This is a genomic window from Cellulomonas sp. SG140, from assembly GCF_025770785.1.
GTDB lineage: Bacteria > Actinomycetota > Actinomycetes > Actinomycetales > Cellulomonadaceae > Cellulomonas.
Map to the genome: position 1 here is coordinate 55,172 of NZ_JANZLA010000009.1, position 14,581 is coordinate 69,752.

Consider the following 14,581-nt stretch of genomic DNA (forward strand, 5'->3'; position numbering starts at 1 on the left):
ACCGCCTCAGCCCTGCCGGCCCGGTCCCGTCGGGCACGCCTCGCCGGCGCCGCGGACCCGCTGCATCAGCCCGGCACCGCCGATGGCGAGCGCCAGCATCGCCTGCCCCAGGTCGCCGGGCGCCGAGGCGACCACCACCAGTGCGACCAGCGAGGCGGCACCGGCCGCACCGGCACAGGGCGTGCAGCCGAGGCGCGACGACCAGGGTCGGCCGGGGTCGGGGACGTAGGTCGCGGCGGTGGCCCCGACGAGCACGGCGACCACCAGCGCGCCGGCGGTCCAGCCGGGCCCTGCGGGGCCGCCCGAGACGACCAGCAGCACCGCGGCGACCAGGGGCGCCACGACGACGGCGACCAGCCGACGGCGCTGCACCCCGGCGCGCTCAGGCGCCGGCGTGCCGAGCACGGGCGGGGGCGTCGGAGCGGACGACGGCGCGAACGGGTGCTGGGGCACGGGACCTCCGGTCGGGTTCAGGTCTCGACGATATACCCCCATGGGTATCCGGTTCGGAATCGGAAGCCGATCCGGCTCACCAGCCGTGCAGCAGCGGCTCCGGCCCCGTGTACGTCTCGAAGGCCGCACGCTCCTGGTCGGTGAACGGCCGAGGCAGGTGCGTCGCCGCGTCCAGCTGCACCATCCGGGTGCGTGCCCGCAGGCACACGGCGCCGTCCTCCGGTGCGTCCCGGATCTCGTAGGCGATGTCCACCGACGACCGGCCGGTCCGCGGCACCCACACCTCGACGACGAACGGCACGGGACGGAAGGTCAGCGGCGCCAGGTAGTCGATCTCGTGCTTGGCCACCACCAGCAGCGAGGCCGTCAGCGCCCCCGACTCGTCGACGCCCATCTGCGGGAACAGGGTGAACCTCGCATCGTCCAGGTACCGCAGGAACGCCGCGTTGTTCACGTGCCCGAACAGGTCGACGTCGGACCAGCGGACCGGCATCACCACGCGCCCGCGAGCACCGACCTGCGCACCGACCTGCGCACCGACCTGCGCACCGTTCGACTCACCGTTCGGCTGACCGTTCACACGTCGGACCGTAGCCCCGAGGCCTACGCTCGGCCCGTGCCAGCCGCTCCCGCCCCGTCCTCGGCACGCTCGCGCCGACCGTGGTGGTGGGTGCTGGCCGGCGCCCTCGTCGTCGGGCTCGGTCCGGTGCTGGTGGTCCAGGCGGTCGGCCAGACGGCGGTGCAGCCGGACGTCGCCTCGGTCGCCCCGAAGCCCGTGGCGCTGGTGCTCGGCGCCGGCCTGGAGCCGGACGGCACCCCGTCGGTGTACCTCGCCCGTCGTCTGGAGGCCGCGCGGCAGCTGTTCGCGGCGGGCACGGTGCAGGTGATCCTGGTCAGCGGCGACAACTCGACGCCGTACCACGACGAGCCGGGGGCGATGCGGACCTGGCTGCTGCAGCACGGCGTCCCCGACGCGAGGATCGTCCGCGACGCCGCCGGGTTCGACACCCACGACAGCTGCGTGCGCGCCCGGCAGATCTTCGGCGTGACCTCGGCCGTGGTGGTGACGCAGGACTACCACCTGCGTCGGGCGCTGTTCTCCTGCCGTGCGGCGGGCATCGACTCCACGGGCGTCGGCGTGTCGGCCGCCTCGGTGACGCCGCGGCAGGCGGTGCTGTGGCGGCTGCGCGAGGTGCCGGCGTCGTGGAAGGGCGCGTGGGACGCGCTCACGCACCGCCGGCCGGTGTTCCTCGGACAGCCGGAGGACAGCGTGCGCACGGCCCTGACCACGCCCTCCGCCCCCGCGTCGTGACCCCCGCCGGCCTGCTGCTCGCACCGGGGGCGGGCGCCACCCGCGACCACCGCACGCTCGTCACCCTCGAGCGCGCTCTCGCCCCGTTCCCGGTGCGCCGCGTGGACCTGCCGCGGTCGGCCGTCGCCGCCGTCACGGCCGTCGGACGCCTGGCCGCCACGTTCGCCGCGGACCTCGGGGTCGGCACCGCGCAGCTCCTGGTCGGCGGCCGCTCGTTCGGTGGCCGGATGTGCTCGATGGCCGTCGCCCACGGGCTGGCTGTCGCCGGGCTCGTGCTGCTGTCCTACCCGCTGCACCCGCCGGGCCGCCCGGAGAAGCTGCGCGTGGAGCACCTGCCGCGGATCACCGTCCCCGTGCTCGCCGTCAGCGGCGACCGGGACCCGTTCGGCACGCCCGACGAGCTGCGCACGCACCTGGCCACGGTCGCCGGCCCGCTGACGCTCACGCTCGTCCCGGGTGCGCACGCCCCTGCCGACGGGCCGGTGGCCGCCGCTGTCCAGGCCTGGCTCCGGTCCGTCCCGGGGGCCTCGTCGGCGACAATCGACGGGTGACCCCAGCCGACCAGCCCGTCCTCGACCCGCCCGCGCTCGGCACCGTCCCGGACGTCCGGCTGATCGCGGTGGACATGGACGGCTCGCTGCTGGACGACGAGAAGCGGATCGACCCGAGCTTCTGGCCGCTGCTCGACGCCCTGCACGAGCGGGGCGTGGTGCTGTGCCCCGCATCCGGCCGCCAGTACGCGACGCTGCGCCGGCAGTTCGGCCGCGACGACCTCGTGTACATCGCGGAGAACGGCGCCTACGTGGTGCGCGACGAGCAGGAGCTCAGCTCGGACGGCGTGAGCCGGGACGCCGCCCTGCCGGTGGTCGACGCGGTGCGGCAGCTGGCCGCCTCCGGCGCGGACGTCGGCACCGTGCTGTGCGGCAAGCGGTCGGCGTACGTCGAGCGGACCGACCGGGCGTTCCTCGAGCAGGCCGAGCCGTACTACGCGCGGCTGGAGCTGGTCGACGACCTGCGGGCGGTGGACGACGAGGTGCTCAAGCTGGCGGTCTACGACTTCGACTCCGCCGAGCGGGGTGCCGCGCCCGTCCTCGCGACGTTCGACGGCCCCGTCCGCGTGGTCGTCTCCGGCGAGCACTGGGTGGACGTGATGAGCCCGAGCGCCGACAAGGGGCACGCCCTGCAGGCCGCGCAGCGGGCGCTCGGCGTGACGCGCGAGCAGACGATGGCGTTCGGCGACTACCTCAACGACCTCGGGCTGCTGAGGGCGTCCGCGTGGTCGTTCGCCATGGACAACGCGCACCCGCAGGTGCGGGCCGAGGCCCGCTACGTCGCACCGGGCAACAACGCCAACGGGGTGGTGCGCACCATCGCCTCGGCCCTGCAGCTGGACGGCGTGCTCAGCCGCTGACTGCTGCGGCCGGGGCGGCGGCCGCGAGCGCGTCGAGGGTCGCGGCGACCGCCGGGACACGGATCAGGTCCGGCGTGGTCACGGCGTAGACCCGGCGGGCGGACGTGCCGGCGGCCGGCCGCAGCACGACGCCCGGGTGCCGCTGCCCCGTCTGGCGCACCAGCCGCGGCAGCAGCGCGACGCCGAGCCCGGCGGCGACCAGGGACAGCACGGCGACGTAGTCGTCCGTCGCGTACGCGATCTCGGGAGCGAACCCGCACGCGGCGGCGGAGTGCAGCAGGTGTCCCCGGCACTGGGGGCAGCCGGCGATCCAGGTCTCGTCCGCCAGGTCGGACAGCTGCAGGTGCGGGTCGTCGGCGCGCGGGTGGTCCGCGGGGAGCACGGCGAGCGTCGGGTCGTCGAGCAGGTGCCGCGCGACGAGCCCGGACAGCTCCGCGTCCCGGGCGGCGTCCGCCCCGGCGTGCCCCACGAGACCCGGGGTGGCCGTCGAGCCGCTCTCCGCGTACGCGAACGTGACCGCGACGTCGCACGTGCCGGCACGCAGCCGGGCGAGCGCCTCGGGCGGTTCGGCCTCGTCCAGCGTCACCGTCAGCCCGGGATGCTCGCGGCGCAGCCGGGCGAGCGCGAGCGGCACCAGCGTGGCCGACGACGACGGGAACGCGACCACCCGCACCACCCCGGCACGCAACCCGGTCAGCGCCGTGACCTGCGCGGCCGCCGCGCGGACCGCCGCGTTCACGGTCCGACCGTGCGCCGCCAGCACCGCTCCGGCCTCGGTGAGCCGCACGCGCCTGCCGGACCGGTCGAGCAGCGCCGTGCCGAGGCGGCGCTCCAGGCGCCGGACGTGCTGGGACACCGCCGGCTGGCTGGTCCCCAGCACCGCCGCCGCCGCGGTCAGGGTGCCGTGCTCGGCGATCGCCTGCAGCAGCCGCAGACCGCCGACGTCGAGCCCGGCGAGGGCGCCGACCGTCTCCCCCTCGTCGCCGGCCACCGCGGCGGCACCACGCCCTTCCAGTCTCCCCATGGCGCGGAAGCATAACGAGAATGGATGGCCTCGGGGCCGAATTCGCCGTTGTGTGATGCCACGGTGCCCGGGACGCTCGTCGTCATGACGCTCGACACCCTCCGCACGCGCTTCGCGCCGACCCGCGGGTACCTGAACGCCGCCACGTGCGGGCTGCCCGTCGCCGGCACGGTCTCCGCGCTGGTCGACGGTGTCGAGCGCTGGAGCCGTGCCGAGCACGACCTCGCCGACTACGACGCCGCGGTCGCCGCCAGCCGCGCGGCGTTCGCCCGGATCGTCGGGGTCCCCACGGCCGATGTCGCGGTGGCGGCGCAGACCGCCGCCCTGGTCGGCATGGTCGCCACCAGCCTGCCCGCGGGGGCGGAGGTGCTGACGGTCGAGGGCGACTTCACGTCCGTCACCTACCCGTTCCTCGTCCGCACGGACCTGCGGGTGCGCGCCGTGCCGCTCGCCGAGCTGGCCGACCGGATCGGCACCGGGACCGACGTCGTGGCGTTCTCCCTGGTCCAATCGCACGACGGCGCGGTCGCCGACACCGACGCCGTGATGGAGGCCGCCCACCGGGTCGGCGCGCTGACCGTCGTCGACCTGACCCAGGCGGCCGGCTGGCTGCCGGTGGACGCCGGTCGCTTCGACGTCACGGTGACCAGCGCCTACAAGTGGCTCTGCGCGCCGCGCGGCGTGACGTTCCTCACCGCCGGCCCGCGGGCCCGCGACCGGCTGCAGCCCGTGCACGCCAACTGGTACGCCGGTGCCGACGTCTGGTCCTCCGTCTACGGCCACGACCTGCGCCTGGCGGACGACTCCCGGCGCTTCGACCTGTCCCCGGCGTGGCTGTGCTGGCTCGGTGCGACCCCCGCCCTCGAGGCGTTCGCCGACGAGCTGGCCGGACCGGCGCCCGACGCCGTCCGCCGCCACGACGTCGCGCTCGCGGACGGGCTGCGCGCCGGCCTGGACCTCGACCCGGCCGGCAGCGCCATCGTCTCCCTGCCGGACCCGGACGGGTCCGCGGGCGCCCGGCTGGTACGGGCGGGACTACGAGCGGCGGCGCGAGGGGGTTGCGCCCGCCTGTCCTTCCACGTCTGGAACGACGACGACGACGTCGCGGCCGCCGTGGAGGCGCTCCGGGGCTGACCGCGGGACGGCGACGGCTGCCGAGCTCAGCCCTCCAGCGCGGCGGCGAACGCGCGGAACGCCGCGTCGTTCCACAGCACGAACCGCACCGTCTCCGGACCGCCCTGGTGCGTCCGGCCCCACTCCCGCACGGTCGCCACCGCCACCCGGGCCACCTGCGTCACGTCCCAGCCGTACACCCCGGCGCTCACCGCCGGGAACGCGACGCTGCGCGCCCCGACCTCCGCCGCGACGTCGAGCGAGCGGCGGAAGCACGACGCCAGCAGCTCCGGGTCGTCCTGACCGGCGTGCCGGTTGGGACCGACGGTGTGCACCACCCACCGCGCCGGCAGGTCGAAGCCTGGTGTGGCGACGGCGTCACCCACCGGCAGGCCCTTCGGCAGGGTGGTGGCCCGCAGCTCGCGGCACGCGGCGAGCAGCCGCGGACCCGCCGCGGCGTGGATCGCACCGTCGACACCGCCGCCGCCCAGCAGCGACGAGTTCGCCGCGTTCACGATCGCGTCGACGTGCTCGGTGGTGATGTCGCCGCGGACCGCTTCGAGCTGCACCCGCCCATCGTCGCCCGTCCGGCGCCGTCGGTCATCCGCACCGCCCGCCGCCGGCACCGGCCGACCCGCTCCGGGGGTCCGCCCCCTGAGACGGGGGGCGGAGGATCCGGGGTGCGATCGGGGGACACCCCGATTCCGCCGTCGTCGGCTGCAGGTGAGGGTGGACGACGTGCCCCGCACCGCCGCCCCGCTCGGACCCGACGTCGCCCCGTCGGCCGTCCGGCGCACCGGGGCCCTGCTCGTCATGGGGGCCGCCGCCCTCTCCGCGTGGGCGTGCTGGTTGGGCAGCTCGCTCCCGCCGTCCGCTCTGCGGCAGTCCTGGTCGGCGGCGTGGACCGGGCTGGGCAGCTGGCAGCTGACCTGGGTGATGGTCGACTCGCTGGAGGTGCTGGGGCTGCTGGTGACCGGTGTCGCGCTGCGCCGTGGCCACTGGGTGTCGGCGTTCAGCGCCGCGGTGAGCGTCCCGCTCTTCGTGCTCGACGCGTGGTTCGACGTGATGACGTCCACCACGCGGGTGGAGCTGTGGCAGGCGGTCGCGATGGCCGTGCTGGTCGAGCTGCCCACGGCGGCCGTGCTGGCACGCGTGGCGTGGTGGGGAGCAAGGACGATGCGGGCGGCGACGGTGCCCGGACATGGCGAGGCCCCTCGGACGCTTACTCCGAGGGGCCTGTACCGGGACCAAGGCTAGGGACGGCCTGCCGCCGACCGGGTGAACGACACGCGAACTGTCCACAAATTCCGTCCACAGGCCTGTGCCTGACCAGCGTTGTCGCAGGTCGTCCTGTGCACAGAGCTGTGAGGTCAACTGTGCACAAAGTTGCTCTCCAGAACCCCTTGTGGGCCCGTCAAGGCGCGACTAGAAATCACTCATCGGCCTCGGCACCGAGAACCGACGGAGAGAGACTCCCCCCGGGGAGATCCCACCGACGGGGACAGGTCGTCGAGGATCGGACCGACCGGAGAACGGACGGCCAGATCGGCGGGGAAACCCGACGACTCGCGGCGACGACGCGAGGGCCATCACGGACCGGGCGGTCGATCGCAGTCGTCCCGTTCGCGGTGGACCGGTTCGCCGGATCCCGTCGCAGCGGGACGGAGCCGCAGCGTCGCAGCGGCGTCCCCATCGGGTGACCGATGAGCCAAGGGACCTGCGATCAGAGGGAGGCCCCCCGGACGCTTACTCCGAGGGGCCTTTCCTCATGTCCGGACTCATGACGGCCTCGTCGGCTCGGACTCCAGCAGGATCGTCACGGGCCCGTCGTTCACCAGCTCCACGGCCATGTCCGCACCGAACACCCCGGTGCCCACCCGCAGCCCGCGCTCTCGCAGCGCCGCGACCAGCGAGTCCACCACCGGCTCGGCCACCGGCCCCGGCGCCGCGGCGTTCCACGTCGGCCGTCGGCCCTTGCGGGTGTCGGCGTACAGCGTGAACTGGCTGACCACCAGCACCGGCGCCCCCACCTCGGCTGCCGACCGCTCGTCGCGCAGGATGCGCAGGTCCGCCACCTTCCGGGCGATCAGGTCCACCTGCGCGGGGCCGTCACCGGGCGTGACGCCGGCCAGCACCACCAGCCCCGGCTCGTCGATCGCGGCGACCACCTCGCCGCCCACCGTCACGCGGGCGCGCGTCACCCGCTGCACCACCGCGCGCACGCGTCACCAGCCCCCGCGGGACGGGCCGCCGCGCGGCCCGCGACCGGAGTACGGCCGCACCGCGGGCCGGACGTCCACCAGGTACACGACGGCCGCCACGGCGGCGAGCAGCGCGAGGAACTGGAAGAAGCTGCTCGGTGCGAACCCGAGGGGCACCGCGAGGAAGGCCACCACGACGGCGGCCGTCAGGATGCCTGCCCAGAACGGCCGGGTCCGCTTGTCCGCGGCGGGGAAGGCCCGGGCCGGACGGGTCAGGCAGTCGACCAGCGCCCAGACGGTCAGCGCGAGGATCGCCACGAAGAAGACGAGGAAGAGGCCGGCCTGCACGGTGCCGATGGCTGTCACGGGCCGAGCCTACGGTGCCGGTCGACACCACCCCGTGCCGCCCTACAGCTCCGGCAGGACGGCCCGCGCCTCGGCCGGGTCGGTCCCGGCGGCCTCCAGCAGGTCGACGACGAGCGACCGGGCCAGCAGCACCAGGCTCTGCGCCTGCCAGTCGTCCGAGCCCATGGCGTACGGGTCCAGCCGCTCGGCCACCGCGCGGAGCGCCGCACGGGCGCGGGCCGGGTCACGGCCGGCGCCGAACGCCTCGGCCAGCGCGTCGGCCGCACGCGCCACCTCCTCGAGCAGCTCGGCGGCGAGCTCGGTGCGCTGCCCGTCCTCGACGGCGGTGACCGCCCGGCGGATCAGCACCCGCGCGTTGCGCACCGCCCGGTCCAGCAGCACCGCGGCGGACACGGACCGGGTCAGCTCGTCCCGGTGCCGCCAGGCGGCCGGGGACACGCGGGCCAGGTCACGGGCGGTCCCGGCGGACTCGCGCCACTCGTCGAGCGCCGGCTGCGACGTGCGACCGCGCAGCAGCGCGTCCTCCACGTCGGCCACCGTGCCGGTGCGCAGGCCTCTGGCCAGGGTGTGCAGCATCCCGGCGAGCTCCTCGGTGGCCGCACGGGCCTGCCGGTGCAGGTGCCGGCGGGGGTCCGTCGGGGTGAGCACCACGACGACCAGGCCGATCACGCCGCCGACCACCGCGTCCACCCACCGGCCGAAAGGTCCGCCCGTCAGCGCCGGCAGGGTCATGATGACGATCGCCTGCACCCCGGCCTGCGTGGTGATCAGCGGCGCCCGGTCGACGAACCGTCCCACCAGGGCGGACACCGCCAGCACCACGCCCATCTGCCAGATGCCGGAGCCGATCAGCCGCACCATCAGCTCGCCGAACCCGACCCCGAGCGCCACGCCGACCGCCAGCTCGGCCACCCGCCGCGTCGACCGGTCCCGCGAGAAGCCCAGGGCCACCCACGTACTGACGGGGGCGAAGAAGGGGTGCGTGTGGCCGAAGGCGTAGAAGGCCACGGCGTACGCGATGGTGCCGGCGACGGCGGCCTGCAGGATCCAGAACCAGGACGCGTGCACCCGGGCCCAGCCCTGGCGGGCGCGCACCTCGGCCGTCACCCGCAGGTCCCGCAGTCCCGCCCGCCGCCCGGTCCGGGCCGGCCGCGCCGGTCCCGCGGCCGCCTCGGTCACAGCGAGACGTGCGGGCCGAGACCTCGGGCCACCGGCCCGCGCGGGGCCGGACGGTCCACCGAGACACCGTCGCCGGGCACCACCTGCTCCTGCGCGGCGGCCACGGGCTCGGCCGGGCCGTCCACCCGCAGCTCGTCGTCCGCGGGCACGGACCGCTTCACCACCGCGAGCGCCACGGGCCCCAGCTCCTGGTGCCGGGCCACGGTGGTGATGGTCCCCACCTCACGGCCGTCCACGGTGCGGACCACGGCACCGGCCTCCGGCAGCAGGTGGCCGGACCCGTCGAGGTGCAGCATCACCAGCCGCCGCGGCGGACGGCCGAGGTTGTGCACCCGGGCCACGGTCTCCTGGCCCCGGTAGCAGCCCTTGTGCAGGTGCACCGCCGTGCGCAGCCAGTCGAGCTCGTGCGGGATGGTGCGGTGGTCCACCTCGTGCGAGAACCGCGGCCGCCAGGCCGCCACCCGCACCGCCTCGGTGGCCCACGTACCGGCCAGCACCGCGCCGGCGGCCTCGCGGACCGCCACCTCGTCGGCCAGCCGCTCCCGCGGCACGAGCACCAGCCGCCAGGGCCGCTCGGCACCGGGGTGCTCGTCGTCGGGCGGTCCGTACCGGGTGCCGCCCGCCGCGACGTGCGGCCACGGGTCCCGCCACGTCAGCGGCTCGTCCGCGTGGCCCTCCGCGTCGACCGGTTCACCGATCACCACCCACTCGTCGGTCACGTCGGCGACCTCGACGCGGAGCATGAAGCGCATCCGGTCCAGCCACGCGGCCAGCTCGACGGGCGTCTCGGTGATCAGCCAGGTGGCCTCGCCGTCGTCCACCACGCCGGCGGCGTGCTCCACGTGCCCCTGGGGGTCCAGCACCAGCAGCTCGGTCGAGGTGCGCGGTGCGAGGTGCTCCACGTCCTGCGAGGTGATGGAGTGCAACCAGCTCAGCCGGTCCGGCCCCGCGACCCGCAGCACGCCCACGTGCGACATGTCCACCACGGCACCGCCGCGCTCGAGCGCACGCTGCTCGGCGACCGGGTCGCCGTAGTGCCACGCGACCCCGGCGTCCGCACCGGCCGCCGGGACGGCACCGTGGCGGTCGAGCAGCGGGCTGCGGTGCCGGGGCGCCGCGGCCGTCGTCCGGTCGGGGGCACCGCCCGGGGTCTGCACCGCGGGCAGCTGGTCCGTCATCGCTCAGTCCTCCACGCGGGTCAGCCGGCCGGAGGAGTACGACTGCAGCGGCTGGCCGAACGCCGCAAGGTCGTGCGCCCACATCAGCTCGCCGTGCACCAGGCCGTACAGCCGCCGTCCGGCGGACACCTCGGCACCGGTCGCCGTACGCGCCACCAGGTCGCTGACCAGGTCGATCCGCCCGTTGCCGACAGCACCCACGTACACGGCCACGTGCCCGGACGGGTCGGCCACCAGCTGCTCCACCGGGTGCTGCCCCTCGGCCAGCTCGACCGACGGCTCCGGCGGCACGCGCCAGTACCCGACCTCCGACGACCACACCGGCCCGGTGTGCTCCGCCGGCGTGCTGGGCGGCGCGTCCGGGGCTGCGGTCGGCTCGTCCCCTGCGGGCTCCGGCGTCGTCTCCAGCGCCGTCAGGTCGTCAGGTGCCACCACCAGCCGGATGCTCGACCGGTAGGCCAGGTACGGCCCGCCGTCGCTGGTGACCTCGAGCTCCTGCGTGAACGCCGCCTCCTCGACACCGGGGTAGGCGAGCACGCCCTCACCGCGCCAGCGGCCCACCAGCCACGCGAGCGGGTAGACCTCGGGTGCCAGACCCTCAGGCAGCACGAAGGGCATGGTGCCTCCCTGACGGACGGCGGTCGGTGCGGACGTGGGACGCGGGCGTCCCGGTCAGGGCCTGGTCAGCGCTGGCCCTGGTACAGCTTGTAGACGGACAGCGCCGCGAACCACCCGATCGCCAGCGTGGTGACGGCGAGCAGGCTGACGAAGAAGATCTCGAGCCCGGACATGGGCCCATCGTAACGACGGCCGGTCCCTTCCCCCGTCCCCGCCACCGCACCGCGCTCAGTCCTCGGCGACGTCGATCAGCACCTTGCCGACGATGCCGCCCTCGACCGCGTCGTGCGCCGCGGCCGTCTGCTCCAGCGGGTAGTGGTGCAGCGGCAGGCCGTGCTCCTCACCGACGCCGAAGGCACCGTCCGCCACGGCGGCAGTGACGTCCGCGGCGGCCGCCGCGAGCGCCGCGGCCCCGACGGTGTAGAGCAGCACCCCCTGCAGCCGCACGTTGGTGGAGAACATGCCCCGCACCGGGAAGCTCAGCTGGTCGCCGCCGTTGTTCGCGTAGATCGAGACGGTGCCGCGCGGCCGGATCACCGCCAGGTCGGTCTCGAGGTTCTGCGCCGGCGCCACCTCGACGACGACGTCGACGCCGTCCGGCGCGATCGCGCGCACCGCCCGCACCACGTCCTCGTGCCGGTAGTCCACGGTGTGCTGCGCTCCGGCGGCCGTCGCGAGCGCCGCCTTCTGAGGGCTGCTCACCGTGGTGACCACCGTCGCACCCGCCCACCGCGCGAGCTGGATCGCCGCGTTGCCGACGGCTCCGGCACCCCCGGCGACCAGGACCGTCCGACCCGTCAGCGCTCCCGGCGACAGCCGGCTGGGGCCGTCCTCCAGGGTGGTCAGCGCGCGGTGCGCCGTCACCGCCGGCACGCCGAGGTCCGCGCCGAGGTCGAAGCTCGCCCCCTCGGGCAGCCGGTGCACGCGGTCGACCGGCAGCACGGTCAGCTCCTGCGCCGTCCCGGTGGGGCGCCGGTGCTGGGCGAGCATCAGCCAGACGCGGTCGCCGACCGCCAGGCCGTCGACTCCCTCGCCGACCGCGTCGACCACGCCGGCGCCGTCCTGGTTGGGCACCACCTCGTCGAACGCCAGGCGCGAGCCGGTCGACCCGCTGCGCGACTTCCAGTCCGTCGGGTTCACTGCCGACCGCACCACCCGCACCCGCACCTCGCCGGCACCGGGCGCGGCCACCTCCCGGTCGACGAGCTGCAGCACGTCGCTGGCGCCGGGACGGGTGAAGACGATCGCTCGCACGGTTCGGACCTTTCGTCGGGGACGGCGCCGTGAGGTGGCTCCGTCGGGGGCCAACGGACGGCGGGGTACGGATATGCCCGCGACCGCGGCGCGACCCGGCACGGCCGAGCCCGCGGTCGCCTGGCTAGCCTGTGCCGGTGACGCGCTCCCTGGTGATCAAGTCCACCTCCGGCACCGACCGCCCCGAGGCCGCGAACCAGGCGTTCACGGTCGCGGCCGCAGCCGTCGCGGCGGGTGCCGACGTCAGCCTGTGGCTCACCGGCGAGGCGGCCTGGTTCGCCGTCCCGGGCCGGGCCGCGGAGCTGGAGCTGGCGCACGCCACACCGCTGCCGGAGCTGCTCGAGCTGCTGCTGGCCGACGGCCGCGTCACGGTGTGCACGCAGTGCGCCGTCCGGCGCGGCATCACCGCGGACGACGTGCTGCCGGGCGTCCGGATCGCCGGGGCGCCCGTGTTCGTGGAGGAGGTCCTCGCCGAGGGTGCCCAGGCGCTGGTCTACTGACCGTCCGGGCTAGGCCGAGCGCACCGACCGCAGCCGCTGGCCCAGCAGGTACAGCTCGCACCCGAGGCACAGCCCGAACGCCGCGTTGAGGAACGCCGCGACCAGGGCGAGCGCCGCGCCGACCGTCACGCCGAGCGGCGCACCGAGCAGGGCGACGACGAGCCCGAGGCCGGTGACCACAAGACCCACCAGCTGGGCGAACCGCGGGGGTCGGGGGTCCTCCCGCTCGGTGGGCGGTGCGAGCCGCGGCGCGACCAGCCGGCGGTAGACGGCGCCCTGCCACGTGCCGCCGACGCCGCGAGTCACGCCGAGGGCGAACCCGGCGGCGACGACGGCGAGGACGACGGTGGCCGCCGTGCCGGTGCCGAGCAGCAGGACGACGACGAGCAGCGCGGCGGTGAGCGCCGCGCCGAACCTGGGGCCGCGGGGGTCGATCCCGGCGGGTGCCTGCACGGGGATGGTGGACGTGCTCATGGGGTTCTCCGGGGGCTGGTGCGGGGCGCGGGTGCGCCAGGGCGCGGGGCCGGGACCATCCGATGCCGGGGTGGTGGACGTGCAGCGCACGTGCACCGGGACCGCGGCGGGGCCGGACGCCTCCGCCGCAGCGGGGCTCAGCCGGCGGTGGTCCCGCGCGGACAGCCGTCGGCCGGAGGCGGGCACGCCTCGAGGGCAGCGAGCGCCTGACGCCGGTCGGTCGCCCCGGACATCCGCCCGACGACGACCCCGGCGCCGTCGATCAGCAGGACGGTCGGGGTACGCATCACGTCGAAGCGTCGCACGAGGTCCAGGTGCTGCGCGACGTCCAGGTCCACATGCCGGACACCGTCTTCTTGAGCAGCGAGATCCGCGAGCACGGCGTGGGTGCGCCGGCAGGGCGTGCACACCTCGCTGGACAGCTGGACGAAGGTCGCCCGCGTCCCGGGCTCCACGCCGATCTCCGCGCTCGTCAGGCGCTCCACGCCGGGCGCGTGGACGTGCGGCCCGTCCGTCAGGTCGGCGGCCGCCAGCACCGCCGTCGGCACCGCGGTGAACCGGCCGTTGCGCCGCTGCCAGGCCAGGCCCACCAGGACCGCCGCCGCCAGCACCGCCACGACCAGCACCACGCGGGTCACGGTCACCGGACCAGCACCCGTCCGACCACGTACAGCACCATGCCGGTCACGCACACGGGCAGGGCGATCGCGGCCAGCGCCGGCATCCGCCGCCGCAGCTCCGGCATCCCGTCGAACAGCGCGTCCATCGCGGCGACCAGCACGCCCACGGCTCCGCCCAGCAGCGCGCCGACGGCGGGGCTGAACGAGGCGAGCGGGATGCTGACCAGCGCACCGACCCCGGCGGCGGACAGGACGGTGGTCACCGCGCTCACCCACCGCGCGACGGCCAGGGCGGACACCGCGGAGCCGACCGCGAGCGCCACCGCGCCGGTGACCACCAGCGTCGGTCCGCCGGACAGCGCGTCGGCCGCCGCCCACCCGGAGGCGGTCAGCGCGATCACGGCACCGGCCGCCGTGCCGGACACCGACTCGACCATCCGCACGCGCCCGTCCCGGCGCAGCAGCTCGTTGACGAACGCCAGCAGCAGCGCCGCGGCCATCGCGATGGACAGCGCGGACAGGTCCGACGACGCCGTGACGAACGCGACGGCGTACAGCGCACCGGCGCCGGCGAGGCCGATCACCGCCGACGAGCCGGGCGGGAAGGGCAGCCGAGCGAGCCACGGCCAGCCGAGCGCCAGCAGCACGACGAGCACGAAACCAGCCCCCACCAGGGCCGTCGGGTGCAGGTAGCCGGCCAGCGCGACCGCTGCGGCGAGGGCGGCCGTGGCCACCGACCGGGTGGCGACGGTCATCGGGCCACCACCTGCCCAGGGCCGCCGAGCGCAGGCAGCGGCACGGGGGCGGGGGTCAGCACGCTGGGATTCTCGCAGATGCCGTGCCGCGGACGGCTCGGCGTGCGGCCGCGCAGTGCGCGG

The 14,581-nt window shown here is 75.8% G+C and carries 19 protein-coding genes; 6 read left to right on the plus strand and 13 right to left on the minus strand.

From position 1 onward, the window contains the following. Positions 1 to 6: 6 nt before the first annotated feature. Both N0B34_RS15395 and N0B34_RS15400 read right to left on the minus strand, forming a co-directional pair. Positions 7 to 453, minus strand: a complete 447-nt coding sequence (locus N0B34_RS15395; RefSeq protein WP_263731415.1) for a hypothetical protein — start codon at positions 451 to 453, stop codon at positions 7 to 9. Positions 454 to 529: 76 nt separating this feature from the next. Next, positions 530 to 1,033, minus strand: coding sequence for an acyl-CoA thioesterase (locus tag N0B34_RS15400; RefSeq protein WP_263731414.1), 504 nt, complete (start codon positions 1,031 to 1,033; stop codon positions 530 to 532). A gap of 36 nt (positions 1,034 to 1,069) precedes the next feature. Between N0B34_RS15400 and N0B34_RS15405 the strand changes: the two genes are divergently transcribed. The 3 genes from N0B34_RS15405 to N0B34_RS15415 are packed head-to-tail and all read left to right on the plus strand — an operon-like array spanning position 1,070 to position 3,176. After that, positions 1,070 to 1,765 (plus strand): vancomycin high temperature exclusion protein, encoded by a 696-nt coding sequence (locus N0B34_RS15405; RefSeq protein WP_263731413.1) that lies wholly within the window; start codon positions 1,070 to 1,072, stop codon positions 1,763 to 1,765. Then, entirely contained in the window at positions 1,762 to 2,316 is a 555-nt protein-coding gene (locus tag N0B34_RS15410) for an alpha/beta family hydrolase (RefSeq protein ID WP_263731412.1), read from the plus strand. Before N0B34_RS15405 ends, N0B34_RS15410 begins: the two co-directional genes overlap by 4 nt. Continuing rightward, positions 2,313 to 3,176 carry a Cof-type HAD-IIB family hydrolase gene (locus N0B34_RS15415; protein WP_263731411.1) on the plus strand — a complete coding sequence of 288 codons (864 nt, stop codon included), beginning with the start codon at positions 2,313 to 2,315 and terminating at the stop codon, positions 3,174 to 3,176. Before N0B34_RS15410 ends, N0B34_RS15415 begins: the two co-directional genes overlap by 4 nt. Here the strand turns inward: N0B34_RS15415 and N0B34_RS15420 are convergent. Further along, complete coding sequence (locus tag N0B34_RS15420) at positions 3,166 to 4,200, minus strand: LysR family transcriptional regulator (RefSeq protein ID WP_263731410.1); 1,035 nt, start codon at positions 4,198 to 4,200, stop codon at positions 3,166 to 3,168. The two genes, N0B34_RS15415 and N0B34_RS15420, sit on opposite strands and share 11 nt — an antisense overlap. 84 nt (positions 4,201 to 4,284) lie before the next feature. Here N0B34_RS15420 and N0B34_RS15425 point away from each other — a divergent pair, with 84 nt between their 5' ends. Further along, on the plus strand, positions 4,285 to 5,334 hold the full coding sequence (locus N0B34_RS15425; protein ID WP_263731409.1) for an aminotransferase class V-fold PLP-dependent enzyme: 1,050 nt from the start codon (positions 4,285 to 4,287) through the stop codon (positions 5,332 to 5,334). A gap of 26 nt (positions 5,335 to 5,360) precedes the next feature. On the opposite strand, the gene N0B34_RS15430 is transcribed toward N0B34_RS15425, so the two are convergent. Continuing rightward, entirely contained in the window at positions 5,361 to 5,882 is a 522-nt protein-coding gene (locus N0B34_RS15430; RefSeq protein ID WP_263731408.1) for an O-acetyl-ADP-ribose deacetylase, read from the minus strand. 169 nt (positions 5,883 to 6,051) lie between these two features. Between N0B34_RS15430 and N0B34_RS15435 the strand changes: the two genes are divergently transcribed. Then, on the plus strand, positions 6,052 to 6,570 hold the full coding sequence (locus tag N0B34_RS15435) for a hypothetical protein (protein WP_263731407.1): 519 nt from the start codon (positions 6,052 to 6,054) through the stop codon (positions 6,568 to 6,570). Positions 6,571 to 7,091: 521 nt separating this feature from the next. Here N0B34_RS15435 and dtd read toward each other — a convergent pair. The 6 genes from dtd to N0B34_RS15465 all read right to left on the minus strand — a co-directional run bounded on the left by dtd (position 7,092) and on the right by N0B34_RS15465 (position 12,109). After that, positions 7,092 to 7,535, minus strand: a complete 444-nt coding sequence (gene dtd, locus N0B34_RS15440) for a D-aminoacyl-tRNA deacylase (protein WP_263731406.1) — start codon at positions 7,533 to 7,535, stop codon at positions 7,092 to 7,094. Between the two features lie 3 nt (positions 7,536 to 7,538). After that, positions 7,539 to 7,880, minus strand: coding sequence for a DUF2516 family protein (locus tag N0B34_RS15445; RefSeq protein WP_263731405.1), 342 nt, complete (start codon positions 7,878 to 7,880; stop codon positions 7,539 to 7,541). 42 nt (positions 7,881 to 7,922) lie between these two features. Next, the gene (locus N0B34_RS15450) at positions 7,923 to 9,059 is read right to left on the minus strand and encodes an FUSC family protein (protein WP_263731404.1); all 1,137 of its coding nucleotides are present in this window, start codon (positions 9,057 to 9,059) and stop codon (positions 7,923 to 7,925) included. Then, the gene (locus N0B34_RS15455; protein WP_263731403.1) at positions 9,056 to 10,237 is read right to left on the minus strand and encodes a YgfZ/GcvT domain-containing protein; all 1,182 of its coding nucleotides are present in this window, start codon (positions 10,235 to 10,237) and stop codon (positions 9,056 to 9,058) included. The genes N0B34_RS15450 and N0B34_RS15455 overlap by 4 nt, the downstream gene beginning before the upstream one ends. A 3-nt stretch (positions 10,238 to 10,240) precedes the next feature. Beyond that, complete coding sequence (locus N0B34_RS15460) at positions 10,241 to 10,855, minus strand: FABP family protein (RefSeq protein ID WP_263731402.1); 615 nt, start codon at positions 10,853 to 10,855, stop codon at positions 10,241 to 10,243. A 228-nt stretch (positions 10,856 to 11,083) separates the two neighbouring features. After that, positions 11,084 to 12,109, minus strand: coding sequence for an NADPH:quinone reductase (locus tag N0B34_RS15465; RefSeq protein ID WP_263731401.1), 1,026 nt, complete (start codon positions 12,107 to 12,109; stop codon positions 11,084 to 11,086). Between the two features lie 137 nt (positions 12,110 to 12,246). Here N0B34_RS15465 and N0B34_RS15470 point away from each other — a divergent pair, with 137 nt between their 5' ends. Continuing rightward, the gene (locus tag N0B34_RS15470; protein WP_263731400.1) at positions 12,247 to 12,609 is read left to right on the plus strand and encodes a DsrE family protein; all 363 of its coding nucleotides are present in this window, start codon (positions 12,247 to 12,249) and stop codon (positions 12,607 to 12,609) included. A gap of 9 nt (positions 12,610 to 12,618) precedes the next feature. Here N0B34_RS15470 and N0B34_RS15475 read toward each other — a convergent pair whose 3' ends face one another. From N0B34_RS15475 to N0B34_RS15485, 3 genes are all read right to left on the minus strand, one after another. Next, positions 12,619 to 13,083: a DUF4395 domain-containing protein gene (locus tag N0B34_RS15475; RefSeq protein WP_263731399.1), complete on the minus strand. Its 465-nt coding sequence runs from the start codon at positions 13,081 to 13,083 to the stop codon at positions 12,619 to 12,621. 137 nt (positions 13,084 to 13,220) lie between these two features. Next, on the minus strand, positions 13,221 to 13,727 hold the full coding sequence (locus N0B34_RS15480; RefSeq protein WP_263731398.1) for a thioredoxin family protein: 507 nt from the start codon (positions 13,725 to 13,727) through the stop codon (positions 13,221 to 13,223). Next, positions 13,724 to 14,458: a hypothetical protein gene (locus N0B34_RS15485; protein ID WP_263731397.1), complete on the minus strand. Its 735-nt coding sequence runs from the start codon at positions 14,456 to 14,458 to the stop codon at positions 13,724 to 13,726. Before N0B34_RS15485 ends, N0B34_RS15480 begins: the two co-directional genes overlap by 4 nt. Positions 14,459 to 14,581: the final 123 nt, after the last annotated feature.